The 26649-nt window shown below is 64.8% G+C and carries 18 protein-coding genes and 1 pseudogene; 8 read left to right on the forward strand and 11 right to left on the reverse strand.

Annotated features, from left to right (window positions below):
- Positions 1–2: 2 nt before the first annotated feature.
- A complete protein-coding gene (locus ACZ1I2_RS18335) occupies positions 3–2798 on the reverse strand; it encodes a DUF3857 domain-containing protein (protein ID WP_465176287.1) in 2796 nt (931 codons plus the stop codon).
- An 818-nt stretch (positions 2799–3616) separates the two neighbouring features.
- Between ACZ1I2_RS18335 and ACZ1I2_RS18340 the strand changes: the two genes are divergently transcribed.
- Entirely contained in the window at positions 3617–4474 is an 858-nt protein-coding gene (locus ACZ1I2_RS18340) for a helix-turn-helix domain-containing protein (protein ID WP_465181495.1), read from the forward strand.
- Positions 4475–4596: 122 nt separating this feature from the next.
- On the opposite strand, the gene ACZ1I2_RS18345 is transcribed toward ACZ1I2_RS18340, so the two are convergent.
- Positions 4597–5127 (reverse strand): hypothetical protein, encoded by a 531-nt coding sequence (locus ACZ1I2_RS18345; protein ID WP_465176285.1) that lies wholly within the window; start codon positions 5125–5127, stop codon positions 4597–4599.
- A 628-nt stretch (positions 5128–5755) separates the two neighbouring features.
- Here ACZ1I2_RS18345 and ACZ1I2_RS18350 point away from each other — a divergent pair.
- The 3 genes from ACZ1I2_RS18350 to ACZ1I2_RS18360 are packed head-to-tail and all read left to right on the forward strand — an operon-like array spanning position 5756 to position 10247.
- Positions 5756–6487 carry a helix-turn-helix domain-containing protein gene (locus ACZ1I2_RS18350; protein WP_465176284.1) on the forward strand — a complete coding sequence of 244 codons (732 nt, stop codon included), beginning with the start codon at positions 5756–5758 and terminating at the stop codon, positions 6485–6487.
- Positions 6487–8754, forward strand: coding sequence for a KGGVGR-motif variant AAA ATPase (locus tag ACZ1I2_RS18355; RefSeq protein WP_465176283.1), 2268 nt, complete (start codon positions 6487–6489; stop codon positions 8752–8754). Before ACZ1I2_RS18350 ends, ACZ1I2_RS18355 begins: the two co-directional genes overlap by 1 nt.
- A complete protein-coding gene (locus ACZ1I2_RS18360; protein ID WP_465176282.1) occupies positions 8751–10247 on the forward strand; it encodes a hypothetical protein in 1497 nt (498 codons plus the stop codon). Before ACZ1I2_RS18355 ends, ACZ1I2_RS18360 begins: the two co-directional genes overlap by 4 nt.
- A 116-nt stretch (positions 10248–10363) precedes the next feature.
- On the opposite strand, the pseudogene ACZ1I2_RS18365 reads toward ACZ1I2_RS18360, so the two are convergent.
- Positions 10364–10665 (reverse strand): annotated as a pseudogene (locus ACZ1I2_RS18365) (helix-hairpin-helix domain-containing protein); the annotation flags it as partial.
- A 212-nt stretch (positions 10666–10877) separates the two neighbouring features.
- Here ACZ1I2_RS18365 and ACZ1I2_RS18370 point away from each other — a divergent pair.
- Both ACZ1I2_RS18370 and ACZ1I2_RS18375 read left to right on the forward strand, forming a co-directional pair.
- Positions 10878–12260 carry a PI-PLC domain-containing protein gene (locus ACZ1I2_RS18370; RefSeq protein WP_465176281.1) on the forward strand — a complete coding sequence of 461 codons (1383 nt, stop codon included), beginning with the start codon at positions 10878–10880 and terminating at the stop codon, positions 12258–12260.
- Between the two features lie 758 nt (positions 12261–13018).
- A complete protein-coding gene (locus tag ACZ1I2_RS18375) occupies positions 13019–15808 on the forward strand; it encodes a TonB-dependent receptor domain-containing protein (RefSeq protein ID WP_465176280.1) in 2790 nt (929 codons plus the stop codon).
- A 198-nt stretch (positions 15809–16006) separates the two neighbouring features.
- On the opposite strand, the gene ACZ1I2_RS18380 is transcribed toward ACZ1I2_RS18375, so the two are convergent.
- On the reverse strand, positions 16007–16693 hold the full coding sequence (locus tag ACZ1I2_RS18380; protein ID WP_465181496.1) for a TetR/AcrR family transcriptional regulator: 687 nt from the start codon (positions 16691–16693) through the stop codon (positions 16007–16009).
- A gap of 208 nt (positions 16694–16901) precedes the next feature.
- On the opposite strand from ACZ1I2_RS18380, the gene ACZ1I2_RS18385 reads away from it, so the two are divergent.
- The gene (locus ACZ1I2_RS18385) at positions 16902–18134 is read left to right on the forward strand and encodes a DUF3089 domain-containing protein (protein WP_465176279.1); all 1233 of its coding nucleotides are present in this window, start codon (positions 16902–16904) and stop codon (positions 18132–18134) included.
- A gap of 171 nt (positions 18135–18305) precedes the next feature.
- Here the strand turns inward: ACZ1I2_RS18385 and uvrC are convergent, their stop codons facing one another.
- A complete protein-coding gene (gene uvrC, locus ACZ1I2_RS18390) occupies positions 18306–20228 on the reverse strand; it encodes an excinuclease ABC subunit UvrC (protein WP_465176278.1) in 1923 nt (640 codons plus the stop codon).
- A 69-nt stretch (positions 20229–20297) separates the two neighbouring features.
- Between uvrC and ACZ1I2_RS18395 the strand changes: the two genes are divergently transcribed.
- Positions 20298–21017, forward strand: coding sequence for an SDR family oxidoreductase (locus ACZ1I2_RS18395; RefSeq protein ID WP_465176277.1), 720 nt, complete (start codon positions 20298–20300; stop codon positions 21015–21017).
- Positions 21018–21020: 3 nt separating this feature from the next.
- Here the strand turns inward: ACZ1I2_RS18395 and ACZ1I2_RS18400 are convergent, their stop codons facing one another.
- From ACZ1I2_RS18400 to ACZ1I2_RS18425, 6 genes are all read right to left on the reverse strand, one after another.
- Positions 21021–21362, reverse strand: a complete 342-nt coding sequence (locus ACZ1I2_RS18400; RefSeq protein ID WP_465176276.1) for a hypothetical protein — start codon at positions 21360–21362, stop codon at positions 21021–21023.
- 130 nt (positions 21363–21492) lie between these two features.
- The gene (locus ACZ1I2_RS18405) at positions 21493–23376 is read right to left on the reverse strand and encodes a M48 family metalloprotease (protein ID WP_465176275.1); all 1884 of its coding nucleotides are present in this window, start codon (positions 23374–23376) and stop codon (positions 21493–21495) included.
- A 5-nt stretch (positions 23377–23381) separates the two neighbouring features.
- Positions 23382–23744 (reverse strand): hypothetical protein, encoded by a 363-nt coding sequence (locus tag ACZ1I2_RS18410; protein WP_465176274.1) that lies wholly within the window; start codon positions 23742–23744, stop codon positions 23382–23384.
- Positions 23653–25524: a hypothetical protein gene (locus ACZ1I2_RS18415; RefSeq protein WP_465176273.1), complete on the reverse strand. Its 1872-nt coding sequence runs from the start codon at positions 25522–25524 to the stop codon at positions 23653–23655. Before ACZ1I2_RS18415 ends, ACZ1I2_RS18410 begins: the two co-directional genes overlap by 92 nt.
- Positions 25525–25598: 74 nt before the next feature.
- Positions 25599–26153, reverse strand: a complete 555-nt coding sequence (locus tag ACZ1I2_RS18420; RefSeq protein WP_465172729.1) for a F0F1 ATP synthase subunit B family protein — start codon at positions 26151–26153, stop codon at positions 25599–25601.
- Positions 26146–26640 carry a F0F1 ATP synthase subunit B family protein gene (locus ACZ1I2_RS18425; RefSeq protein WP_465172728.1) on the reverse strand — a complete coding sequence of 165 codons (495 nt, stop codon included), beginning with the start codon at positions 26638–26640 and terminating at the stop codon, positions 26146–26148. The genes ACZ1I2_RS18420 and ACZ1I2_RS18425 overlap by 8 nt, the downstream gene beginning before the upstream one ends.
- Between the last annotated feature and the right edge of the window lie 9 nt (positions 26641–26649).

The raw sequence follows: 26649 nt of genomic DNA on the forward strand, positions 1-26649 counted from the left end.
AATCACGGCACGATGCCGTATTTGGCATAGGTGCGGTCGATCTGCGGCGTCATCATGCGCGCGGCGGCGAGATCGCCCTCGCTCGCCTTGGCATCGCCCATGCGCTTGCGCACCACGCCGCGCATATACATGCTGGCGGGCAGGCCCGGTTCGAGATCGAGCGCGGCGTTGAGATCGCTCAGCGCATCCTCGAAGCGGTTCATGCGGAAATAGACCATCGCCCGGCTGTCCAGGATCGATTCAGGCGAGTCGCTCAGCTCGATCGCCTTGGTGCAGTCCTTAAGCGCGGTATCGAGCATGACGTTGAGCGTGCCCTTCACCCAGCAGCGCGCGTTGAGCAGCACCGGGCTGCCCGGGGTCGAAGCGATGGCGGCGTCGATCGTGGCGATGGCGCCGTCCTTGTCGCCGGAATCGCCCAGGATTTCGGCCTTGGCGGCCATGAAATTGGGCTTGTCCTTGCCGCCCTCGTCGATGCGCTGATCGAGCAGGGTCAGTGCCTGATCCTTCTTGCCATTGTCGGCGAGCAGGGAGGCGAGCTGGTTGATCGCAGCACCCGACGCCGGATCGACCTTGCGCGCCGCGGTGACGTCGTCGAGCGCCTTGGTCTTGTCGCCGGTCGCTTCGTAGAGGCGCGCGCGCCAGAGATAGAAATCGACGCTGGGATCGATCGCGATGGCGCGGGTCAGGTCCTCGATCGCCGCGCCGCGATCATAGATGCGCTCCAGGAACCAGGCGCGGTTGCGATAGGGCTCGGCCTTGTCGGGCTCGTCGGCGATGCCCTGCCTGTACTGGGCGAGGATCGGATCGAAGCGCTTGGCCTTCTTGCCCTCGGCGACGATCTGCCAGGGCGCGGCATAATTGGCGGGGGCGACGACGCGCAGCAGATGCTGCTTCGCCTGATCGAGCCGCTGGCGCTCGGCGCCTATGTCGGCGACCGCGATCTCCGCGCCGGTCGACATCAGATCGTCCTCGGTGGTGACCCAGCCATTGGCCAGGGTCGTGGTGCGCTGCAGCTTGTTGCCGGCCAGCGTCGCGGACAGCGTCTGGTTGCCTTCGAGCGTGAAGCCGGTGCCGCCATCGGGCAGGCGGATCTTCGTGCGGATCACGAAATGATGGGGATCCTCGGTCGCGACCGGGATGTCGCGCCAGGCCGGGCGAGTCCGGTCGGGCTGGAAATTGAGCTGGGTGACGGCGCGATCGAGCGCGTCGCGATAGCGTTCATTCTCCTTGTCCCAGTCGGGATAGGCGACGCCTGCCGCGTTGAGCGTCGCGGTGCCGGCGGCATCGTCGAAGCTGATGCTGCGCGACATGACGGTGGGATTGTCGAGATAGGGCCCGATCATCTTGCCGGCCATCTCGGTCAGCTGGTCCTTGCTCGCCTGGAGCGAGCCGGCGCGGAACAGCTCGGCGAGCTGGCCGCGCACCGTGATCGCGGCGCGGAACGGCGCGGGGAAATTGACCCCGGCGGTCTCGTCGAGCTCGATCTCGGCGCGCAGCTCGGGCCGGGCGCCGGGCCGGAGCGGCACCGGGATCAGCCCCGAGCCCGCCACGCGCACCGGCAGGACGAAGCGGAAGGGCGGCGCGTCATGCAGATCCTCCAGCCGCGCGCCGCCATCGGTGCCGTCGAGCCACAAGGCCTCGCCCGCCACGGTCGCGCGGACAAAGACATGGTCGAAGGCGCCGGGGGTCGGCAGGCGATCCTGCAACAGGTCGCCGAGCTGGCTGCTCGCCAGCACTGGCTCCGCCTCGATGCCGAGCTCGTGCAGGATCGTCAGCAGCAACAGCGTCTTGGCCTTGCAGTCGCCATAACGCAGGTTCCAGGTCTGGGTCGGCGTCTGGGGCACGTAATTGCCGCCATCCATGCCCTTGAACAGATAGCGCACCTTGCCCTGCACCAGCTGGAGCGCGAGCGCGGTGCGCTTGAGCGGATCGGTCTCGGCGGCCTTGATCTTCGCGATCTCGGCGGCGAGCGGGCTGCCCGCCACGACGAGGCCGTCCGTCGCGTAAAGCGGCGCCATCACCTTCGAGATGGTGTTCCAGCTGTCGAAGCTGGTCGCCTCGAGCATCGGCGGGCGGCGGAAGCGCGCGGGCGCGTCGGCGGGCATCTCGGCCTGCTTCGCCAACGGCAGCGCTATGGTCAGCTCTTGATAGCCGCCGGCGGTGGTCAGCACGGGCTGGGCGGCGCCGATATTGGCCTTCCAGTGGATGTCGACGTCCTGCGGCCAGATCAGCCGGCTGCGGGCGAACTGGATGCGCAGCGGCTCGGTGGGGAGCAGGGCGAAGGCCTGGACATTGCCCTTGAGCGTCGCGTCCTTCTCGGTGATCGAATAGCTCAGGTGCAGCACGTCGCCGACGCGCAGGCCCTCGACCGCCATGGTCGCGGTCAGGGTGCCGCTCAGCATGCGCTGCTCGAGCTGCTCCTCGCGGCGCAGCACCGAGAAACGCTCCCCGGCGGCGAGCAGATCGATATGCTCGGTACCGCGGATGATCTCCGCGCGGTGGACGATCAGGTCGCCCTTGTCCGGCGACCATTGCAGCTTCACCGTGCCGAGCGAATCCAGGATCTGGGTAGAGCCGACGCGCGCCGCGGTTTCGACATAGGCCGTGACCTGCCCGTCCTTCAGCCGCTGCTGATTGTCGAGGATCAGATAGACGGGGGAATCGTCCTTCACGGCGGCCGGGTCGATCGGCGGCGCGGGCTTCACCCAATCCGGCAGCGGGGCGTAAAGCGGCTTGTCGCCCGCGTGCGCGACGGAGCCGGCTGCGAGCAGCGTGGCGAAGAAGATAGGCCGAACCATGATATTACCCCTTGTGCCCCCCGACTCTAGCGCAGCGCGCCGAGGCGACAAGCGGGGGCGAAAAGGATTTTTGGCGCGGGGATTCGGTGCCGGGCGGCTCGTCGCCGGGGAGCGGCGGGGCCTGTGCGACTGGCCGATGGCGGGAAGCACGAAGAGCGCCGCCTGAACGACGGGGGACGATGGCGCCCTTCCCTGTGGCTCAAGAACAGCGACAGTAAAAGCGGGCGGTGCGGCCGGAAAGGCGGCAGTAAAACACCTATTATGCCAGGACACGTCGACCCCGATTTTTCCGGATGCCTGCGTGATGGCGCAAGACAAGCGGCAGAAGAGCCGGTGCGCCGGCGCGGCACGCGGGAAATTTGGCAGTCCTCGGCGCGCAGAACCCGGATCGAGTAGGCCCCCTATAGTTACCGATTTATGAGAACCGGTCGCAGGGACTCGCGGTGGTCGCGCGGCGCTGGACGTGAGGTACATGAATTGGGATGGTGTCTTGCGCGCGCCGTGTTTCGGCGGGATGGCGCCGGTGCGCGGGGCCGCCATGACGGCGCGGGACGATCGGGCATAGTGCAGCGCGGCTTCGATGGGCGGCAATGGCGGCTTCATGCGACGGTCCTCCTCGGCGGTGACGCTGGCATCGCTGGCGAGACTATTGAATCGACCTCGCGTCCCCGGGGCCAGGCAGGGCCTTGAAGGCGAGGCGCAGGCGGGAGCTCATGCGCTGCGGCGCCATTATCGCCGCCCTTCCCGAAACATTTGTGAAGTAAGCCGGACTCGCCTAGCGGAATGGCGCAAGAAACTTCATCGACTGAGCAACATCTATGTCGAACCTGAAGATGGATTTCCGCCAGCCCCCTGCCCGGCTGGCCGATCATTTCTCGTTTTTCTACCATTTTCAGCAGGACGACGATCGTTTCGAGGGAGTCGACCGCGCCGATTATGCGCAGTTCCGCTTCATCCTCCGCGGCGACAACGCGCGCTATCGCTTTATCGACGGCACCGAGCAGGCGATGCCGGACATCTATGTGCTGGGCCCCACCACCGGATCCTCGAGCCTGAGCTGCGACGGCGCGGCCGAGGCGATCGGCGTCGGGCTGATGCCGCTTGGCTGGGCGGCGCTGGTGCCGATGGACGCCTCGGCGGCCGCGAACCGGCTGTTCGATGCGAAGGACCTGTTCGGCCCCATCGTGACCGAGGTGTACGAGAAACTGCGCGCCACGCCGGATTTCGATGCGCGCGTCGCGATCCTGGAGGAGATGCTGGTCACGCTGATGACGCGGCAGAAACCGGGATATCAGGCATTCGTGGGCAAGGTGAACGCATGGCTGGCCAGCGCCATCGCGCCCGACATCAACGATCTGGTCGCGCTGACCGGCCTGTCGTTGCGGCAGGTCCAGCGCGGCTGCAAACGCTATTTCGGGTCGCCGCCCAAGGTGCTGGCGCGCAAATACCGGGCGCTGCGCGCGGCGGTGGCGATGATGCATCGCGACCCCGAGCTGGACGAGCTGCTGGTCGACGGGTTCTACGACCAGTCGCATGTGACGCGGGAGATCAAGCATTTCACGGGGATGACGCCGCGGGCCTTTGCGGAGAATCCGACGGAGCTGAACCGGGAGATTGCGAAGCGGATTGCGCTGGAGCGGGGGAACCCGATCCGGCGTAGTGGGGTGATTACTTGAGGTGGCGCGGGGTGGGGTAATTTCGTGCGGCGTCGGGAATACCGCACCTCTTCGCACTGGCCCGGGCTGGCGTGAGCGGGGGAGCCGGCGTTATCTCAATTAATTGACTGGCGCCGGAGATCTTAGCTCGCCAGCAGTTTAGTTAGGGCGTCCAGAGCCTTTTCTGCATAAGCGCCCACGATTCCTTCTGCGAATGCCCCAGTGAGGAACAGGATCGGTGGCGCTACCCACCTCGCCAGCAGCCCCTTCTCCGCCTTAGCGAGAAGAAGTTCCCGTGCGGCATTGAGTTCCACAAGTAGGACCTCACGCCCGTACGTCGCAGGGAACTCACCGTTATGGGCAGTCACCGCGTCCGTCAGTACCTCAAGTTCCCGGATCAATTCTACGCGAGCAGCTTCGACATCCGCTGCGCTCAGGTCTGGCAAATTTCCTTCAGCGCGTTGTTGGAGGTGGTGGAGCGTCTTTAATCCGGCAGCTCTTCGGGCGAGCGGCTCCGTATCAGCATGGCCAAGGAAAATGCGGCCGTCCGATGCATGAGAGGCGGCCACCCACTTTCCGATCTCGGGCATGAAATGAGAGAGCACTACGCTCTCTGCCGGCACGCGCGCATCGATCGATCCGGTATAATGCGGGACACCTGTCAGGTCGGACACGGCAGGTCGCTGTCGCCGATTGATCGCCACTCAAGCCGTACCCCTACTATTAACGCCCAAGTCACTAGGGCACCCTGTTAGAGTGCGGAAGTGATTCAGCAATGCGCGAACGACGGGCGCCGTTAATTATAGGTCCCCGATCGTCGAAGGGAACGAATGGCTCGCCGATGCCGCCGCGCCCGACATCAACAACCTGATCGACCTGACCGGCCTGTCGCTGCGGCAGGTCCAGCGCAACTGCAAACGCTATTTCGGTTCGCCGCCCAAGATGCCTGAAAGCGCCTTGATGCGACGAAATCGTCCCTGCTTGATTCAAATGTTTTCCAGAATCTGGTCTTGATGGGATGGGACGGTCCAGAGCGACGGAGCGACATGGTGGAACGGCAGATGAATCGAGCGACGACGCTGCGGATGTAGCGGCGGCGGAGGCGGAGGCGGAGCCGCGCCGCCGTCCAGGATGGAGAAAGGTCGTCGTTCGGGTGTATCGGACTCCTTTCAACTGGACGGCAGCGATGAGCGTTTACATCCTCCGAATCCCACCAACTGCCGGAACCATGCATGGTGAAACGCAATTTTTTGTTATTGATCGCTACTTGATCGTAGCATTCCAGATGATTAGAGTCGGTTTGTGAAGGGACCAGCCATCAAGAAGAAATCAAATTGGCCGGCGATCGACGCGGCGCTCGGCGAGTTTGCTCGGGACGGGCATCTCTCTCCGGCGATCTTCGCCGCCATCGCTGACCGGCTGCGCACGGCGATCGAAGCGCCCGAGACTCTACGGATCGACGAGGCGGCGACCACGATCGAAGCCTTATATCGCGAACTGATCGCCAATTCATCGCGCGCGGTGCGCGCCGCCTCGCGTGGCGAGGGTGAGGCTGATCTGGTCGCCGGCTATGCGTTGGGCAAGGTCGCATTTGCGCAGCTCCTAGCCGCCCGTGTCGCCGATACCCGGGCCGATGGTCGCTTTGTCGAGCACGTGCGCGATGCCCGATATCTTCCGCTCATCCGAGCTCTCCATGATGAGCCGCTCAACGTCACGGCGCTGCACGCAGCGGTCGGGGAGCGCACCGAAACAGTTAGCCGCAAGCTGGGAGCGTTGCGCGCGCTCGGCATCGTTGTATCGAAGAAACAGGGCAATGTCGTTGTCAACATGCTCACACCAGCGGCCCGTGCAATGGTCGGGCAACTGGGCCTCGCAACTGTAGCGGAGGAGGTCGTGCAGTCCGTCAAGACGCCGCGGGTCAAGGAGACGATCGAAAACAAGCGGGACGGCCTTGAAGACCACATGAAGAAGGCCGCGCATTTCGTAGCGCGCAGCAACGTCTTGCCGATTATCTCCCCCCGCAAGGTGGCGTGATGACGCGGCAGGGTACCCGCAACGGCAAGATCTCCACATTCTTCTCTTATAAAGGTGGTGTTGGTCGAACGATGGCGGTTGCCAATGTCGGTTTTATTGCAGCTATGGCCGGCAAGCGTGTACTGCTTATGGACTGGGATCTCGAAGCCCCGGGGCTCGCCGTCTATTTTCGCGGTATCACCGAGCACCAAGCAGCTGGCGACATCCGCAAGGCGCGTGGCGTACTCGACCTGTTCGTCGAATGGCGCGATACGCTGCTTGACGCCACCTCGACTGCTGCAGTCTCGCGCACCTTTCGCGCTTTCAATTCAGGAAAGCCATTTGCGGCGTGCGCTTGCCCACTACTCCCCGCCGAACGCCTGCCCGCCGGCGCCAAGCTCGACATCATCGGCGCTGGAAGCGCACAAATTGGCGGGGAGGATTTGGTCCCCTATGCCGAGGCGCTTTCGACGTTTCATTGGCCCAGCTTCTTCTCGGACTTCGCCGGTGGTGCGATGCTCGAGGCGCTACGCAAATGGGCTAAGCGCAACTATGACTTGGTCCTTGTCGACAGTCGCACTGGCTTAGCCGATGTCGCCGGCATCTGCACGATGCAGCTTCCCGACGAAGTGGTGCTGTGCTTCGTGCTCAACCGCCAGAACACCGAGGGCGTGGCCGACATCGCCGCCTCCATCCGCAGCGCCCGTGGCGAGGCCGTCGCGATCCGCCTCTCGCCCATGCGGGTCGCCAAGGACCGCCCAACCGAAGAGGCGGACGCGCGCGCCCGGGCGCAGCGCGAGATGCGCAACGCCGGCTTGCGCCAAGCTGATATCGAGGAAGACATGGCGAAGCTCGCGATCGCGGCGGCGCCGAATATCCCCTTCTACGAGACGCTCGCCCCGTTTGCCGCGACAAGTACCACGGCCGACCCGATGACCTTCGAATATCTGCGCATGACGCAAGAACTTGCTGGCGATGATCTCGAACTTCCTAAGGTCGACCAAGCGTGGATAGAGGCGGTGCGGCGGCGGTTGCAGCCGCGTATGACGACGCCAGATTATTTAACGTCGCTTGAAACCGCAGATCCCGATCGTGGTATCGAGGAAATCGATCGATTCCTCGACGGCGCGCTTGATGCGGATCCGACCCGCGAGCTTGATACCGAATATGTCGGGGCGCTGGTAAATGCCGCGTTTGAAAGCCGTGACTGGTATTGGGATGGCGATTATGAAGCCCAGACCCAAGCGCTAGGCGAAAAGGCGTTGTTGCTACTGCGCCAACTGCACGAGGTCGGTGATGGCGACTGGCGCTTGCAACTTGTCAATGCAATCGACGACTTTGAGGATGGGAGCTCGGGGAGCACCTCTGCGTTTATTACGCAGGCGAGAATCGATCGCGACAAGATTCTCGCCGAAGGACCACAGGTCGCAGCGATCCTAGTGCGGCGCGCATCCCTGCGGATACTGGATGCGGCGCGAGCGTTGGAGGACGCGCGTAGCCGGCCCAAAGCTCAGCGGTTGCTCAACGAGGCCGAACGGCTGCTAGACGGGCTTGCCGGGCCGCCTCAGGCGGAGGAGTTCGCCGCGCTCTCTAACAGCTATTCCGAGATTGCTGCGATGCGCGCGCAAATCTTCGCGCGGATCGGGAATCGCGAGCAGGCGGTCGAGCAATGGACACGAGTGCTCGAGCTGAACGAGTCCGCCAATTCTGACCGCTCGCCCGTGCTGATGGCGCAAGCCCAATTAGGCTTAGCCGAGCTGACACAGAATGCCGAGGAGAAAGCCGATCGCGTGCTACTCGCTGTCAAGCACTGGCGGCCGATCGTACTCCGCTCGATTGATCGGTTCGAATCCGCGACCAAGGCGGTCCTCGCCGCCAGCGATCCGGACCGGCGGGCGTTTGAGTTCCTTAATGTCGTAATTGGCGGGGCATCCGAGTTTGGCCGTCCTGTGCGTCCGCTGCCCCCCACCTACGAAACTGCGGCACGGTTCGTCGAGCTGCTCGAGCAGCTCATCGCAGCGCTTGGCAACATTGCGCCACGGCGCCGACGCGATGTCTTGCTGGACTGCGTTGTTGCGGCCGAACAACAACTGCAGCGCTTCGCGCGCGCGCAATCGCGTTTGCCGCGCGGTACGCAGGATGGCGAACGCGGCCCACGGCGCATGCGCGCGGCCTATATTTCGCTGTGCGAAGCGCTCGCCAATGCCGGCGCACCGGAAAAAGCGATTGAGGGGCTTCGCGAGCGTCTTGAAAAGACGCGCGCCAGGATTTCCAGCGAGCCGCGATGACGCACCCGCGCGACTGGCATGGGGAAAGCGATCCCGCGCATTTGTTCCTCGCCTTATGGCGCTATGTTCGCGGAATGGGAGCGGATCGGCTTGCTTATGCACGCGCCGCGCCCGCTTCCCTGAAGCCCGACCTCGACGCCGCGCTCCAGTGTTGCGACGGCGTCGCATCGGTGGAGGCTATCTGCGAGGCGCTCGTTGCGATCTGGGACGAGGCGACGAACTTCCAGGCGCGCCGATTGCGCGCGGGCTTAGCACTCGCCGCGATGCGGGAAATCGACACGGCGCTTCTCACCGTTCATCCTCGGAGTCCGCTGGTCGCCTCGAGCGCGGCGGCGCTGCCGGCCTGGCTTGAAGATGCGCGGGAGCGCAGAACTCTTACCGGAGCGTACGCCGCTGACGAGGCTCTCTCGCTTATCGCGCGTGGCCCCTTCGCTCGAAGCCCCAAGGTTCCCCGCGAGGAGGCTAGCTTTGTACTGGTCGATCAGTTCACTAGCGTAAAGGTTATCGATCTTACCGCCTTTGTCGAGGATGGCCGTCGGCTAAATCTCTCGCTGAAGGTGGTGGACCATTCCGCCGACCGCGGCGTCCCGGCTCGACGTGACCGCGCGGGCAGCGAGAAAGTGACCTTTGTGCCGCTCGCGGAAATGGGCGAGGATCTCCTCGCCAGCGTTACCAAGGACGAAGCGACCACCTTCATCGACGTCGTCAAGGGCAAGACATTCGCGCCGGCGGCGCTACTACGCATTGCGGTCGAGGCCTGCGCAGACAGTGATATCATCCTCGCGCCCGAGCTCACGGTCGATCGGACCGATATCGAGGAGGTCGCTGACTTCCTGTCGAGCCTTCCAGGCGTGCGGCCACGGCTAGTCCTCGCCGGCTCAGGACTTGTTCCCACCGACCAAACCGAAAGCTGCTATCCTTTTAACGAGGCGACCTTGCTAAATGGAAATGGCGCGCGTCTGTGGGCGCACCGCAAGGTGGCTGCCTATGCGATGCATCACGATGTCGCCGATAGCCTCGACATCGCTGGCCGCGGAGACGCCAAGGAGCTCATGGAGCGGATTTCTTGGTCCGATGATATCGTCATTGCCGATCTCGATGGCCTTGGCCGTTGCCTCGTGCTGATCTGCCAAGATCTAATGATGGGCGTGGTTGCTCAGCTAATCTCCGAGTTCCGGCCAGACTGGGTGTTGGTGCCGATCCTGGATAGCGGCACGGCGCTCAACCGTTGGCCGGCGCGCCGAGTGCGCGATCTGGCGGCTGGTGCCGAAGCTAGGTTTGTCGTCGTGAGCAGCCTCGCCATGAAGGCATGGTCGACGATCAAATACCCCGGCGAGGAGATTGGGGTCGCAGTCGGCCCAGCGTATATAAATGCTGGCGATGATGGTGTCGAGCGCGCAGCAGCGCAAACGGAGATCAGCCCGCAATCGCCTACCAAGCGCTATGCCACAGTGCGGTGGCGCTCGCTGAACGGTTGGCAATGCTATCGCTGAATTTTCCCACGATCGGGACGAAGCAGGCTTAGGTCGTTACCTGCCTCTCCTAGCGAAGGGTCTTTGTCGGCATCAGAAGGCTAGGATGGCTCGCCGGGAAAGCGCCGCCCCCTCCCCTACCGCCCGTGATAAAAATCATAAACCTGCCGCGCCACCAGCGCCGAGACCCCCGGCGCCTTTTGCAAATCCTCCAAGCTCGCATTGCGCACCGCCTGGCCCGTGCCGAAATGCATCAGCAGCGCCTTTTCCGCGCCGGGCCGATGACCGGGACCTCATCCAGCGGGCTTGCGCCGATGGCCTTGGCGCGTTTTGCCCGGTGGGCGCCGATCGCGACGCGGTGGACTTCGTCGCGCCGGCGCTGGAGGTGGAACAGGACGGGCACGTTGGTGGGCAGGGTCAGCTCTCGGCCGTCCATCAGGATAACGGTGACAGGATAACGGCTACATTCAACCCAGCAGGCAAGGCGGAGCGGCAGCGCCTGGCCGAGTAATTAAAGGCGCTGTCGCCCCATTCCCGGCCCCAGCCAAGAGCGCTGTTTCGCCTTCTAAACAATCCTCGATAACCGTGGGATCGACTTCCCGATTCCAATTTCGTGTGCGAAACAATCTGCCCTGGCGAGAGGATAAGATCATGGTCGCGAAGGGTATCGATTATTATCTTTATTCGGCTTCGGAAGATCTCCGCACCGATCTGGCCGTGCCGAAGGTTCATCGCTCACACGGCCCCGAGGCGAATTTCAAGCACAACAACTTCCACGTCCAGTCGGGCAACATCCCCGATCCGCTCAACTATACCGGCAGGCTCGAATGGGTCACGACCGATCGCGGCAAGGAGATGATCAGGCATTGGCAGAACATCAGCTCGCTCGACGGCAACCTCTACACCGGCACGATGCACAATATGTTCAACTCGCCGCCGCGGATCGGCAATCCGACCGTGTGCTGGGGCCTCTACGACGCGGGAGCGGGCGTGATCTCGGGGATGACCAACCAGCATCAGTTCTACGTCTATGCGACGCGCGATCAGCGCCGCTGGATGGGCGATCTCGCGAAGCGCAATCCGCGCGTCGCGCGCGGGCCCTTCGCCCGGTTCGCATTGCCCGGTTCCCATGATGCCGGCATGTTCGACATGCGCGCGGTACGGAAGGTAGTGCACAATCCCGCGTTCGTGCTCGCGCTCGGCGCGGCGATGGGCGTGGCCGCCGCCGCGCTCGGGCCGCGCGCCATCGCCAATCTCGCGATGACGCAGAAGGACAATATCCGCACGCAGCTGGACATCGGTACCCGCTATTTCGATTTTCGCCCCGGCTGGATGCATCCCGCGATCCGCCCCTTTTTCGGGAACACGCTCTACCACCAGCACGGACTGGTCCCCGGATATCCCTATGTGGATTTCCTGGTGGACGTGCTGCGCTGGCTCGAGGCCAATCCCGGCGAGATCGTGGTGGTCAACCCGAACACCCAGGGCTTCGCCGCCGATGCGATGGCGCCGACTGCCCAGGCCGTGCGGGACGCGCTCACTACCGCGATCGACAGGGTCAACCCGGCCCCGCGGATCGCCATCGGCAGGTCCGCCGATCTCGCCAGGAGCTACGATGCGCTGATCCGCGACAATACCCGCCTGATCTTCGCAAACGAGATCGAGAACGGGTCGCGCTTCTACAATAGCTGGAGCGGGGCCTATGCCACGTTGACGCCCGCCCCGATCATCAAGGCGTTTGAGGGCATGAGGCGCGACATGCCGGCGGGTGCCAACCATGTCGTGATGCAGATGCAGGCGACGGCGACCAAGATCGGTGCGGTCGTCGCGGCCTCGGTCGTCACGTCGAGCGACGCCTCCTCGCCCCTGCTCGCGACCAAGCCGGTGATGGATACGGCGACCAATCCCTGGCTGCGCGAGCATGCCGCCAAGCGGCTGTCGCCGGATCACCTGCTGGTGTTCCTCAACGACTTTGTCGACAATTGCATGGTCGAGACCGCGATCATGGTGACGGAGCAGCGCGCACGGGATTGAGCACGGCGCCTTGGTCCAGCCTGCCCTCATAGGCGGGGCAATCGCCTATGAGCGCACCGCGTTTGGTTCGGGCCTGGCGAAGAGGAAAGATGGTTCACGCGGAGACGCGGAGGCGCGGAGTTTTAGAGTAGCTTGCATTACATCGGAGCCACCAGCACCCGGTTCGTCCTGAGTAGGGATCGAGGTGCCGCGCAGCGGCGTATCGAGAGGGCGTATCGAGAGACGTGCGCCCGGAACAGTGCCTCGATATGAGCCCTCGATACGCGCCTACGGCGCTACTCGGTCTCACTCGGCACGAACGGGTGAAGGTAGGTCATCAGACTTTCGATAGCCTGTCCGAGATACGCGGTTCGCTCGACCGCGTTCAAACATCTTTGCGCCTTCGCGCCTCCGCGTGAACCCTTTCTTCCGCGACTTTCCACCTCGCACCGTTCCAAATGCGATCGCCCGCCTCATGGGAGGGATTTTGCTGGTCCTCGACCACGCACAGGCCAAGGCGGGGGTGCAGTGGGTGGGACCCTACCTAGATTCGCCGCGCCGTTTTCTCGAACGACAAGACGCAGCGGACGCGGCCCGATGGACCCCGGAACTAGTCCGGGGTGACGCTAAGGGGTGATGCGACGCGCCCTCACACCGATCGCCTTCTACCCCCAGAAAAAACACTCACTCACGCGAGAACGAGTATTGCATTCCGCCCTGCCCGGGTTCATGATCCGACCATAGCGCCGATAAGTGCGTATTCATGGGGGGATGTCGGAATGATCCGGTCAATTCTGTTGGGCAGTGTTGCGTCTCTGGCATGGATGTCCGCGGCGGCGGCGCAGACGGCGCCTCCTGCGCCGAGCCAGGAGCCCAGCGACAGCGGTGACAGGGACAGCGCCGATCGGGACATCGTCGTCACCGGATCGCGCATCGCCAATAACGGCTTCCAGCAGCCGACCCCCGTCACCGTGCTGGGCCAGGCGGAGATCGGGCGGCAGGCGCCGGTGACGATCGCCGATTATCTCAACAAGATGCCGTCCTTCGGCGGCACCACCTCCGCCAAGAACCCGGCGATCAACGTCGCGGGCGGCGGCATCGAATTCGTCAATCTGCGCAACCTGGGCGTGACGCGCACGCTGGTGCTGCTCGACAATCGCCGCGTGGTCGAGGCGACCACGACGGGCGGGGTGGACACCGTCACCCTGCCGCTCAACCTGATCAAGCGAGTCGAGGTGGTGACGGGCGGCGCCTCCGCCGCCTGGGGATCGGACGCGGTCGCCGGCGTGGTGAACTTCGTGCTCGACCGCGACTATCAGGGGCTCGGCGTCAATATCGACAGCGGCGTGACGGAGCGGGGGGACAGTGGCTATGTCAAGGCGACCGTCACCGCGGGAACGAGTTTCGCGGACGGCAAGGGGCATGTCGTCGCCGAGTTCGACTATGCCAACACGCCGCGCGGCGTCGACCTGAAGGATCGCAGCTTCTTCCGCAGCCGGGCGGTGGTGAACAACCCGGCCTATACCGCGACCAACGGCCAGCCCCGGCAAATCACCGTCAGCGGCACCGCGCCGTCCAACGTGTCGCCGGGGGGCGTCATCACCTCGGGTCCGCTCAGGGGAATCCAGTTCGTCGGGCCGAGCGGCACACCGGTGCCATATAATTTCGGGACCCAGTCCGGCCTGGTGCAATATGGCGGGGATATCGACAACACCGTCGGGCAGAACCGCGCGATTTCAACCGCGCTGAACTATGCGAATGCCTTTGCGCATGTCGATTACGAGATCACGCCCAACATCACGGCCTATGTCGAGGGGTTCTACGGCAAGTCCAATTACAACGAGAATGGCTATCTCTATTATCTGCGGCAGGGGAATCTGCCGATCAGCGTGGACAATGCCTATCTCGACCCGACGATCCGGTCGCGGCTGCTCGCGCAGGGACAGACCGGCTTCAACCTGGGCAAGGACACGGTCGATTTCGGCCCCCCGACATCGCACAACACGCGCGACGTGTGGCGGGGCGTGGTCGGCCTGAACGGCACGATCGGCGACAGCTGGAAATGGCATGGCTATTACACGCATGGCGACGTCACCGCGAAGCTCTATGCCTATAACGACACGATCATCGCCAAATTCATCGAGGCGGTGGACGCGGTGCGCAACCCGGCGACGGGCGCGATCGTCTGCCGCTCCACGCTGACCAACCCGAACAATGGCTGCGCGCCGCTCAACGTGTTCGGGGTCGGCGTCGCCTCGCCCGCCGCGATCGCCTATACCCACGGCACGGCGTATCAGCGCTCGAACGTGCAGCTCGACGTGGCCTCGTTCGACGCGACCGGCACGCTGTTCAGCCTGCCCGCCGGCGACGTCTCGATCGCGTTCGGCGGCGATTACATCAAGAACAAGGCCTCCTCCACGCAGGACGCGCTGGCGCTGGCGCGGCAATATGCGGTGCAGAATTTCCAGCCCTTTTCCGGCCAGCGGGACGTGAAGGAAGGGTTTTTCGAGACGGTGATCCCGCTGCTCAGGGACCTGCCGCTGGCGCAGAAGCTGGAATTCAACGGCGCAGTGCGGCTGACCGATTACAGCACCAGCGGCAATGTGGTGACGTGGAAGGTCGGGCTGTCCGACCAGCTGGCCGACGGCCTGCGCGTGCGCGGCACCATCTCCCGCGACATCCGCGCGCCGACGCTGAACGACCTGTTCTCGGGTGGCATCCTGACGCAGCAGCCGGTGCTCGACCCGTTCACGCAGAAGACCTATCCGCAATATACCAATGCGCGCGGCAACCCCGCGCTGCGGCCGGAACAGGGCAGCACGCTGACCGCCGGGGTGATCTACAGCCCGAGCTTCCTCAGGGGTCTCACGCTGTCGGTCGACTATTACCGGATCTCGCTGAAGGGCGCGATCACCTCGATCAGCGCGGCGCAGGAGCTGCAATATTGCTTCAGCGGGCAGGACCAATATTGCCAATATATCCACCGCGACAGCACCCAGGCGATCACCTCGATCGACACGGTGCCGATCAACGCCGCGAGCCTCAGGACGCAAGGGTGGGACTTCGAGGTGGATTACCGGCACGCCGTGGGCGCCGGCCGGTTCGAGCTGCGCGCGCTGGCGAATTACGTGCCCGTCTTCCGCCAGGTCGACGCGCTGGGCAACGTGACCAATTTCGCGGGGCAGATCGGCGATCTCAACCCGGGCGAGCCGAAGCTTCGGGCCAATATCACCACGATGTACGAGCAGGGGCCGTACTCGCTGGCGCTCAACGCGCACATCCTGGGCGCGGCGAAGCTCCAGAACAACTGGGTGAGCGGCGTCGATGTGGATGACAATTCAGTGCCGAGCTACGCGACGTTCGACCTGACCGGCATGGTGACCGTCAATGTCGGCAGCCGGTCGTTCAAGCTGACCCTGGGGATCGACAATCTGTTCGACCGGGACCCGATCGACATTCCGGTCATCCCGGCGACGGTGCAATATTCGGCGCCGGGGCTTGGCGGGCGGTTCGACCTGTACGACCCGCTCGGGCGGCGGTTCCGGGTCGGGGTGCGGACCAAATTCTAGGGGGTTTTCGCGTGCCCCCTCCCCGTTCGCCCTGAGCTTGTCGAAGGGCTGTTCTTTCTTCCGCGGAAGGGAAGAGCAGGGCTTCGACAACCCCGGATCAAGTCCGGGGCCGAACGGGAAAGGGTGAATCCGCCCAGCCAAATCTCGCCCCCAACTGGACCCCGGCCTTCGCCGGGGAAGCAGGAAGAAGGGCAGGCGCTATTCCGGCCTGCCGCCCTCGCAGATCGCGATGAAGCCGGCGGCCATGAACTTCGCCATGCGCTGCTTCACCGCGGCGAAATCGTCCGAGCGGTTGAGGCCGTTGGAGAGCTTGTCGATGCGGCCGGTGCGCGCGAGCGTGAGCATCAGCGCGCCGGTGACGAAATGATAGCCCCAGAAGATGTCGGTGTCGGCGCAGCCCGGCAGCGCGCGGCGCAGCAGGCCGATCAGGCGGAGCACCACCGGATCGAAATGCGCATCCATCAGCTCGGCGCCCCAGTGCGGCGTGTTGGCGACCTGGGCACCGAGCTTGGCATAGTTGCGCCAGCCTTCGTCGCCCTGGATGTACAGGTCGAGATCGGTGTCGAGAAAGGCGTGCAGCGCGCCCTCGACGGTGGGGGCGTCGCCTGCCGCCTGCTCATAGGCGTCGAGCGCCTGCATGCGCCGCTCGCTGGTCACCACCGCGCGGCGGGCGAAGACCGCGTCGAACAGCGCCTTCTTGTCGGCATAATAGTAATTGAGCAGCGTGTTGTGGACGCCGACCTGCTTCGCCACGTCCTTGAGCGTGACGCCGTACAGGCCGTGCTCCGCGAACAGCGCCTCGGCCGCATCGAGGATCTGCTCGGTCGTCGCGGCGCGCTGTTCCGCCTTGCGCGACTGGCGACGGGGTTCGGCTGCCTTGTTCACATCGTCCGCCTTCCAGCTTGCCCGGGGGGACGTCAAGGCAAAGATGACCGCAGGCCATAGCCCCGACGCGCCCTTCCGCCTGGGTAAGGAGACCCCAGGACCCCCGGAAAGAATATTCGCTATCGTTATAGTGAGTGTTTGACATCGCAAAGCGGGAAGTGCCAGATCCGCGCAATCGACGGGAATGGTCGGCAAAAAGGAGAGGTTCATGCGGATCGCCATGCCATGCGCGGGATCGGGCTCTGACGGAACGATGCGCGGCTGGTCCGCATGGGGGATCGCGGCGATCGCGGCGACCCTGATGAGCGCCACCCCCGCCGGTGCGGCGCCGCTGCCGGCGACCGACACGCCCGATTATGCCAGTCCCGCGGCATGGCTGTGCCGCCCCGATCAGGCCGGCGACGCGTGCAGCCGCTCCGATCAGGACGCCGTGGTCCTGCAGGCCGACGGGTCGACCAAGATCGAGCGCTTTCGCGCCGACCCGCGGGCGCCGGTCGACTGCTTCTATGTCTATCCCACCGTCTCGCGCGACCCGGGCGGCAACGCGACGATGAAGGTCGCGCCGGAATATGTCGCGGTGGTGAATCAGCAATTCGCCCGGTTCGGCGCGGTGTGCCGGCGCTATGCGCCGCTGTACCGGCAGGTGACGCTCGCGGCGCTCCACGCCAATATCCGCGGCGCGCCGATCCCGACCGACCGGCAGATGGGCTATGACGATGTGAAGCGCGCCTGGGACCATTATCTCGCCAACGACAATCATGGCCGGCCCGTGGTGCTGATCGGCCACTCGCAGGGATCGAGCGTGCTGGCGCAACTGGTCAGGAACGAGATCGACGGCAAGCCGGTACAGGCCCGGATTCTGTCAGTGATCCTGGCCGGATACCGGTTGCAGGTGCCGGTGGGCAAGGATGTCGGCGGCGATTTCAAGGCGATCCCGCTGTGCCGCGCCATGGGGCAGACGGGGTGCGCGATCAATTTCGCCTCGTTCCGCGCCGACAGCCCGCCACCGGCGGAGGCCCGGACGTTCGGCGCCTCGGCGGGTCCCGGCCTGGAGGCGGCATGCGTGAACCCGGCGGCGCTGGCCGGCGGCGTCGCACCGCTGCACGCCTATCTCGGCGCCGGTGCCGAGATGGTAACCGCCAGCGGCGAGCAGCAGGGCCCTTGGACCACCCCGCCCAAGCCGATCACCGAGCCGTTCGTCGAAGTGCCGGGCCTGCTCAGTGCGGAGTGCCGCAACGACGGGACCCACAATTATCTCGCGGTCGCCATCCATCCCGATCCGGCGGGCAAGCGCACGAACGTGATCGTGGGGGACGTCGTGATCGACGGGCGCAAGCTGCCGGACTGGGGGTTGCACCGGATCGACGTCAACCTGACGATGGGCAATCTGGTCGACGTCGTCCGCGCTCAGGCCAAGAGCTATCTGGCGGGGAAGCGATAGAGCGAAACCTGGTTGGCTGGAGTCACCTCTCCCCGTTCGCCCTGAGCTTGTCGGGCCGAAGGCGAGCGAAGCTCAACGGCTGTTCTTTCTTCCCAGGAAGAGAAGAGCAGGGCTTCGACAGGCTCAGCCCGAACGGAGGTAGTGGATCAATTCCGGCCGGGAAAGCCAATCCTACCGTCCGTGGTAGAAATCATAGACCTGCCGCGCCACCAGCGCCGAGACGCCGGGCGCCTTTTGCAGATCCTCCAGGCTCGCATTGCGCACCGCCCGCCCCGTGCCGAAATGCATCAGCAGCGCCTTTTTGCGCGCCGGGCCGATGCCGGGGACTTCGTCGAGCGGGCTCGCGCCGATGGCCTTGGCGCGTTTCGCGCGGTGGGCGCCGATCGCGAAGCGGTGGACTTCGTCGCGCAGGCGCTGGAGGTAGAACAGAACCGGCGCGTTGGTGGGCAGGGTCAGCTCGCGGCCGTCCATCAGGTGGAACACCTCGCGGCCCTCGCGCCCATGGTCCGGCCCCTTGGCGACGCCGACCAGGCACACATCCTCAATGCCGAGTTCCTCCAGCACGCCCTTCGCCGCGTTGAGCTGGCCGCGCCCGCCGTCGATCAGCACCAGATCGGGCCACTCGCCTGAATCCCGATCGGGGTCCTCGGCCTGGGCGCGGGCGAAGCGGCGGCTGAAGACTTCGCGCATCATGCCGAAATCGTCGCCGGGGATGGTCTTCGCGTCCTTGATATTGAACTTGCGATACTGGCCCTTGCGGAAACCCTCCGGGCCGGCGACGACCATCGCGCCAAGCGCGTTGGTGCCCTGGATATGGCTGTTATCGTAGATCTCGATCCGATCGGGCGGCTCGGCCAGGTCGAACAGGTCGGCGACCTCGCGCAGCAGCTTGGCCTGAGTGGTGCTTTCGGCGAGGCGGCGGTCGAGCGCTTCCTCGGCATTGCGCTTCGCCTGGTCGAGCAGGCGGCGGCGGGTGCCGCGCTGGGGGATGGAGATGGCGACCTTCGCCCCTGCCCGCTCGGCGAACGCCTCCTGCAGCAGCTCGGTCTCTTCCAGCTCGCGATCGACGAAGATGATGCGCGGCGGCGGGACCTCCTCGTAGAATTGGGTGAGGAAGCTCGCCAGCACCTCGGCCTCGGGCACGTCGTTGGTGTGGGCGGGGAAGAAGCTGCGATGGCCCCAATTCTGGCCGCCGCGGATGAAGAAAGCCTGGATGCCCATGACGCCATTCTTGTTGGCGAGCGCGAAGATATCGGCGTCCCCCACCCCTTCCGCGTTGATCGCCTGGCTGCCCTGGATGAAGGTGAGCGCCTTCAGCCGATCGCGGATGATCGCGGCCAGCTCGAAATCCATATTCTCGGCCGCCGCCTGCATCTGGCCGCCGAGCTTGGTCTGCACCTGAGTCGATTTGCCGGCGAGGAAGGCCTTGGCGTCGCCGATCAGCTCGCCATAATCCTCCTTCGAGATGCGATCGACGCAGGGGGCCGAGCAGCGCTTGATCTGGTAGAGCAGGCAGGGCCGGTCGCGCGTGCGGAAGAAGCTGTCGGTGCAGGAGCGGAGCAGGAACAGCTTCTGCAGCGCATTGAGCGTGTTGTTGACCGAGCCGGCGCTGGCGAAGGGGCCGTAATAATTGCCCTTGGCGCGGCGGGCGCCGCGATGCTTCTGGATGCGCGGGAAATCATGATCGGCGCGCAGCAGGATGAAGGGGAAGCTTTTGTCGTCGCGCAGCAGGACGTTGTAGGCGGGGCGGTAGCGCTTGATCAGCTGCGCCTCGAGCAGCAGCGCCTCCGCCTCGTTGTTGGTGGTGACGATGGTCATCGAGCGCGTCTGCGCGACCATGCGCTGGAGGCGTTTGGGCAGGCGATCGACCTGGGTGTAGTTGTTGACGCGGCTCTTCAGCGCGCGGGCCTTGCCGATATAGAGCACGTCGCCCTTGGCATCCTGCATGCGGTAGACGCCGGGGCGGGCGGGGAGCGTCTGCAGCACGTTGCGGATCGCGGCCACGCCAGCTTCAAGATCGGGCGCGTCCGATCCGCGCACGGTGAAGGTGGATTTCTCTTCGTTGAAGCGATCGGGGGCATTGGGGGTCGACATCGTTCCCCCAGTTAGGACTCCGGGGCGCGCGCAACAACGGGTATATCATGATCGGCAGAGGAGCTGGACATGCACATTAAGGGCAAGACGGCGGTGGTGACCGGGGGCAGCGATGGGATCGGGCTGGAGATCGCGCGGCACCTGAAGGAAGCGGGTGCCGAGGTGATCGTGGTCGGGCGTGACCGCGGGCGGCTGGCGTCCGCGTTGGCGGAGGGGTTCGACACGATCACCGCCGACCTGTCGGATGCCGCGGGGTGCGATGCTTTGGTGGCAGAACTGGCCAAGCGGCCGGTCGATATAGTGGTCAACAATGCCGGCATGGGCGCGACCTTTCAGGTCGGAGTGCCGTTCGACCTGGCTGAGATCGACCGCTGCATCTTCCTCAATCTCAATGCGCCGATCCGGCTGATCGCGGGCCTGCTCGACAGGCTGCGGGCGCGGCCGGAGGCGATGATCGTCAACGTCACCTCGGGGCTGGCGATTGCGCCCAGTGGGAAAGGCCCGGTCTATTGCGGGACCAAGGCGGGGTTGCGGAGCTTCACCATGGCGTTGCGGGCGCAATTGGCGGGCACGCGGGTGCATGTGATGGAGGCGCTGCCGCCGGTGGTCGAAACGCGCATGACCGAGGACAACAGGCACCGGAAGATGCCGGCGCCGGAATGCGGGCGGCAGATCGTGGCAGCGATGGCGCGCGGGCGGGAGCAGGCGAATGTCGGCATGACCGCGGTGCTGAACGCGGTGTACAATGTGTCACCCGCCATCGCACGGCGGGTGATGATCCGGTATTGACGCTTATTTGATCGCGGCGAGATCGGCCTTGGCCTTGGCCATCATCTCATCGGTGATCGCACCTTGAGCCAGCGGCTGAAGCGCATTGAGCGACAGAGCCTTGAACTGATCATAGGCGGGATGGGAAAGCATCTCGGGAAAATCGGCGGCCAGCACGGCCTTGCCGGCGGGGTCGGCGGCAATGGTCTCCACCGGGGTATCGAGCGTGAACTTCGCGGCGGGCGCGGCATCCGCGGTCGCTGCCGGCGTGGCGGCCGGGGCAGCCGGTGCCGCAGGGGCGGTCTGCGCCAGGGCAGGCGCCGCCGTCATCACGAACAGGGCGGCGGTAAAGGCGGCAAGCTTCATGGGGCGGTCTCTCCAAGGATGCAGGCACGCGACTCGGTGCCACGCACCCGGTGTAGCCGGGATCGATAAGGCGTGAAATGACGGCGGTGCTGCCAAAGGCGGAAATTCGGCCGGCGATACCGGGCGCCGATCAATCCTCCTTGTCGTCCGGCGTGAGCGCATCGTTGATCTGCGCGAGCAAGCCGCCGCTGCGCGCCTTGCTCGATGCACGCGCCAATGCGCGATCGACCTTGTCCTGATCGGCCGGCGACAGCTCAGCCATCTTCTTCTGCTGGCTGTCGTTCAACATCGCCGCGCGGCAGCTTTGCTCAAGGCCCTGATCGGCGACATCGAAGCATCGGTTGAGCGTGACGACGAGCATCTCGGCCTGTTTGGTCGCCATATAGATGGCGATATATTGCGGCAGAAACGCCTCGTCATCGTTGAAGCGGCGCTTTGCCTCGGCAATGACCGCCAGCGCCTTGGGATAATTGGCCATCCGCACGAGCAGATCGACATGGGCCTGGAAGCCCTGCAAATTCTGCTCGAGATAAGGATCGCGCAATATGATCGGCGCGGGCGCCGGCGCGGCCGGTTTGGGTGCGGGTTTCCTGCCCTTGCGCGGCGGCGCCTTTACCGGGACGGCGGCGTTGCCCGGCAAGCGTTCGGCGGTGGTATAGGCCTGGTCCGCACCGCGAAGATCGCCCTGAATCATCAGGATCTTCGCGCTGAGATTGCTGATCAGGGGCGTCGGGCCGTACCGCGTCGTCAGCGCGGGCTGCAGATCCAGCCTGGCCTGCGCGGCATCGCCCTTGATGACGCTGGCAAGCGCCCGTGTATAGGCCCCGACGGCTATGTCGGCATCCCGATATTCGGGCGTCGCGCGCAGCGACTTCAAAAAGGTCAGCGACGGCGGTTTTTCCACCGCGTCGTTATAGGCGAGCTTGTAATATTTGCGGAGGCCGTCGATCCGTTTCTCCGACGGGCGGTGCTGTGCCAGGTATTTCTTCTTGGTCTCCTTCAGCGCCACGACCATCGCGTTGCTGGCGAGATCCTTGACCCAGGATGTCAGCGTGTCGCCGACATTCTTCGACCCGCCGAGCGAGCCCAGCGTCTGCAGGCCCGTTTTCTTGGCATAATCGCCGGTCGTGGCGGCGATCGTGTCGAACATCGTGATCGACTCCTTGTCGTCGTTTCCGATGATCTCGAGGGCATCGAGCGCGCCGCTATAAGGATAACCGGCTGCGACCGCGAAATCGACGCCGGCGACGTCGGCCTTGTCCTCGTCGCCGCGGCTGAAAAACGCGTCGGTCAGCGACAAGGCGCCTTCAAGCTGGCGGCTGCGCGCCCAGATGGAGTCGCTCATCGCAACGGCTTCCTTGTCGGTCACCTCGTAGAGCCGCAGCTTGTTGCCGCTGGTATCGACCCGCTGTTGCGACAGCGTCGTTGCCATATCGACGGCACCGACGATCTGGCCGATCCCCCTCGACCGCTTCTTGGCGCGCGCCTCACGGGCGAAATGCGCCATGGCGAGATGGCTGAATTCGTGCGCCAGCAACCACACCACCTGCCCGTCGCTCCTGGCGCGGGACAGGACGCCGAACGGGACGACGATGACATTGTCGGCGAAGCTTTGCGGAACGAAACTGTTGGTGCCGACGATGCGCACCTTCACCGGCCCGACCGGCCGATACGGCCAGAATGGACGAAACGTGTCGATCAGCGCCGCGAGTTGCGCTTCGGTCGCCGGCATCGACAGGCCGGTGCCATATAGCTGGCCGCGATTGACCGATTGCGCCGCGAGCAACCCCTCCTTGCTGCCGGACGTCGCAATCGCTGCGTCGTTCTTCGCGAGATCGTCGGCGTCGACCCTGGTCTTCAGGAACGGGCCCTTCTTGCCGCTCTCGGTGAAGCCGCACATGCCCGGCAGACATTGCGGCATGGCCCGGGTCTCCGCGACCGGTGACAGCACGAGGCCAAGCGCCGCGGCAGCGGCAGAGATGCGGCACGATGTCCGCCCGACGTTTCGCAGCATCGCGTTCATTGCTGGATGCAGAGCCCGTCATCCTCTCCGGCACCCTTTCGCACGCCGCCCGGTTTGGCGCCGCCGAGGCGATCCCCGGTCTCGCGCCTGGTGACATCTCCGTCCGCGCAATATTTCATGGTATGCCGCACGTCCGCCGGACGAAGATAGACGGCACGCCCGTTGATCATCACCTTGAGATAGCCGAATTCATTCGTACCGCTGATGTCGAGTGGCGGCGGCGGCAGTTCCGCAGCGGTCAACCTGCCCGTCGACGCCCCCTGTTCGTCAAACGTCGTCAGCGGGTTTACCTTGTACTCCGTCACCTGGGGTCCGCCGCCGGCGGCGGCGGCGAGGAGTGCGATCAGGATCAACGACATTGCTATCCCCCACCTTCTCCGGCCCCGCAGCAGCAGAACCGGATGATTTCAGCCCCGGAAACAAGAGAATCACCGCACGGGAAACATCCAGCCTGTTCCAAATCGGCGCAAGCAAAATCCCCATGATGTTGAAGAATTCCAATACTATCACGATAGACAATGCCGCCAGATTGAACCTGTCCGGAAGAACGCTGACCTGGCGTGTCAAAATATAGAGTATCAGGACCATGTAGACGATCGCCGCGGCGAGGAAGATCGCCGCCTCGACCATCAGCCGTACCGACCCTTCGGCGTCGTCAGGCTTGCCGAACAGACGCTGCCGCGCGACGACCGCGCCGCCGAACAACAGCATCAGGAACGCGCCGATGGCGTTGGTGACATCCTGATCCGAAAGCGTGAACGGCGGAAACATCTGGCGCGCCACGCGCGGATAGGCGGCGCCTCGTTCGATCAGATTGTCGAGCGCCATCGCGTGGTAAAAGACGCCCGGCAACTGGCCGTGCGGGCCCGCCGAAACATAGTCGTTGCTGTCCCTGGTCGACATGCCGATCAGCACGATCTTCCTGGCCAGTGCCGATTGGCGGAACGCTGCGAGTTGCGCTGGATCGTCCTTGCCGAGCCGCAGCAGGCCATAGCTCACGCTATGCTGATAGGCGCAGGCAGCCTGAGGTTCGATCCTGAGACCAGAGAACAAGGCCTGCATGAAGGCGCGGAAGGTCCCCCCGCGACTGGGATCGGCGACACGGCAGCGACTGCCGGTGGTACCGTGCGCAAGCGAATCGACCTGGTTGGTGAACCGGTCCTGCTTGCCGACACCCCAGATCACCTCGACGGGCGTCTCGAACGCGGTCGACCAGCGCCAATCGTCCAGCCACGCGGCCCCGGTCCGTTTCGCTTCCTCCGGTGCCGGCGCGATCGAGGGGTCGTCCTTGCACCCATTCGTCGCGCAATAGGCGGCGTACAGCATCGCGGCGGGGTGCAAGGTGAAAGGCCGGTTTTCTCGCTGGGCGGCTTCGACCGGAAACACCAGCGGATAGCGCCGGTCATTGACCATGATCGGCACCGAGATCGCGATCGTCGCCAGCGCCGCCGCGCCCGGTTTCTCGACCGCGGCACGCTTGTCTTTCGGATCGACCGCGCTGGCGATCATGACGGGTGTGCCGCCTCGTTTCAGGATGCAATGGAGCTTGGCGAGCTCGCTCTTCAGGCAGCCCTTGTCATCCTTCCAGCCCTTTGGCCCATCATAGCGGGTGATGTCGGCAATGCCGCGCAGCATGCAGCGGAAGGGCGATGCGACCTGAGCATATTCCAGCGTGGCGCCGAGCCGGCCGGGGCAGGTGACAGGCGCCCCGGCAAAATCGAGCAGCTCGGCCTGGGTCATCCCGTCCGGGGCGAAATCGCCGAGTAGAAGGTCGATGAACATCGCCTCCGGTTTGCCATGCGCCCTCAGGCGCCCATCCGGCCCGTTATCGCCTTCCGCAACGGTGCGAAATATCTCGAGCAGGTGGATCGAATCCGGCGAGGCGTCCGACGGCGCCGCTGCCTGCATTCCCTGTTCGTCAAGCTCGACCACCGTGATGGCATTCCGCCCGACCTCCGAGCGGTCGCCATAATGATCCGCATAGATACGCTGCCAGACGTCGTGACTGCGCAGGTCGCCCCATTCGGCGATGCCGAACGGGTTGATCAGGAGGATCAGCAGAAACAGGAGCGCGCGCGTGACCGCATGCCGCGCGGCGATCGCGGCGAAACGCCCCCATTTAACCCAATCGATTCGCATGAGCCCCCCGGCAATCCGGAGAGGCTAATCACGGCAGCCAGCCTTGTCGAATCGGTTACCGCACCGAAATGGAGCTAGTTGAGGCGCCCGAGCCCGGCGATGGTCTGATCGATCAGCGGCTTGTCGGCGCTGGCGTCATGCTTCTCCGCGATGATCGCGGCGGCGGCGCGAGTGGCGGCATCGGCCGCCGTGGCGCGAACCTCGGCGATCGCGGCGCGCTCGGCCGCGGCGATCTTGTCCTCGGCCATCTTGCGGCGGCGGGCGACGAGATCGGCGGAGTCGCTTTCCGCCTTGGCGATCATCTGCTTCGCTTCGGCTTCGGCGTGCGCGATGATCGCGGCGGCATCGCCGGCGCTCGCCGCGTTGCGCGCCTTGGCTTCGGCAAGCTGCGCCTCGGCTTCGGTGCGGAGGCGCGTGGCCTCTTCGAGCTGCGTGCGGATCGTGGCGATCCGCGCGTCCAGCATGCCGGCGATCATCGCCGGCACCTTCTTCCAGAGGATCAGGCCGATGACGACCAGCATCGACAGTGCGACGAAGCCGGGCGCCGAAATGCCCAGCGCCGTGGGCTCGTGATGCAGCTCGGTCGTGCCGGTCGCTGCCGTCATGCTCTGATGATGCGCGTCAGCCATGCGCCAGTTCCGCCTTCACTTGCTGTTCGATCGCCGAACGATCGACCGCCACGCCCGAAAGCTTGGCGACGATGGCCTGCACCGCATCCACGGTCGCCGTCTCGATTTCGGCCATGGCCGTGGTCTTGGCGGTGCCGATGCGGGCGGTGGCGGTGACGAGTTCTTCGGCCATGGCCGTATCGCCCGCCTTCACCTTGGTCTCGGCCGTGGCCGACGCCTTGGCCTTGGCCTCCGTCACCGCGCGCAGGGCCTGGGACCGGGCCGAGTCCAGCCCGGTCTGATACTCAAGCTCCGACGCGCGGGCGGCGGCATTCGCGGCCTCCGCCGCGGCGAGGTCTCCGCCGATACGGGCGTTACGATCGTCGATCGTGCGCTCGATCTTAGGGACCATCGCCTTGCCGATCCCGAAATAGATCAGGGCAAATACGATCGCGAGCCAGAACAGCTGCGACGCGTAGATCTCTGGAATTTGGGATAGCTGCGGCATTGAGGTCGC

This window comes from Sphingomonas sp. BL-S-29 (genome assembly GCF_055521495.1).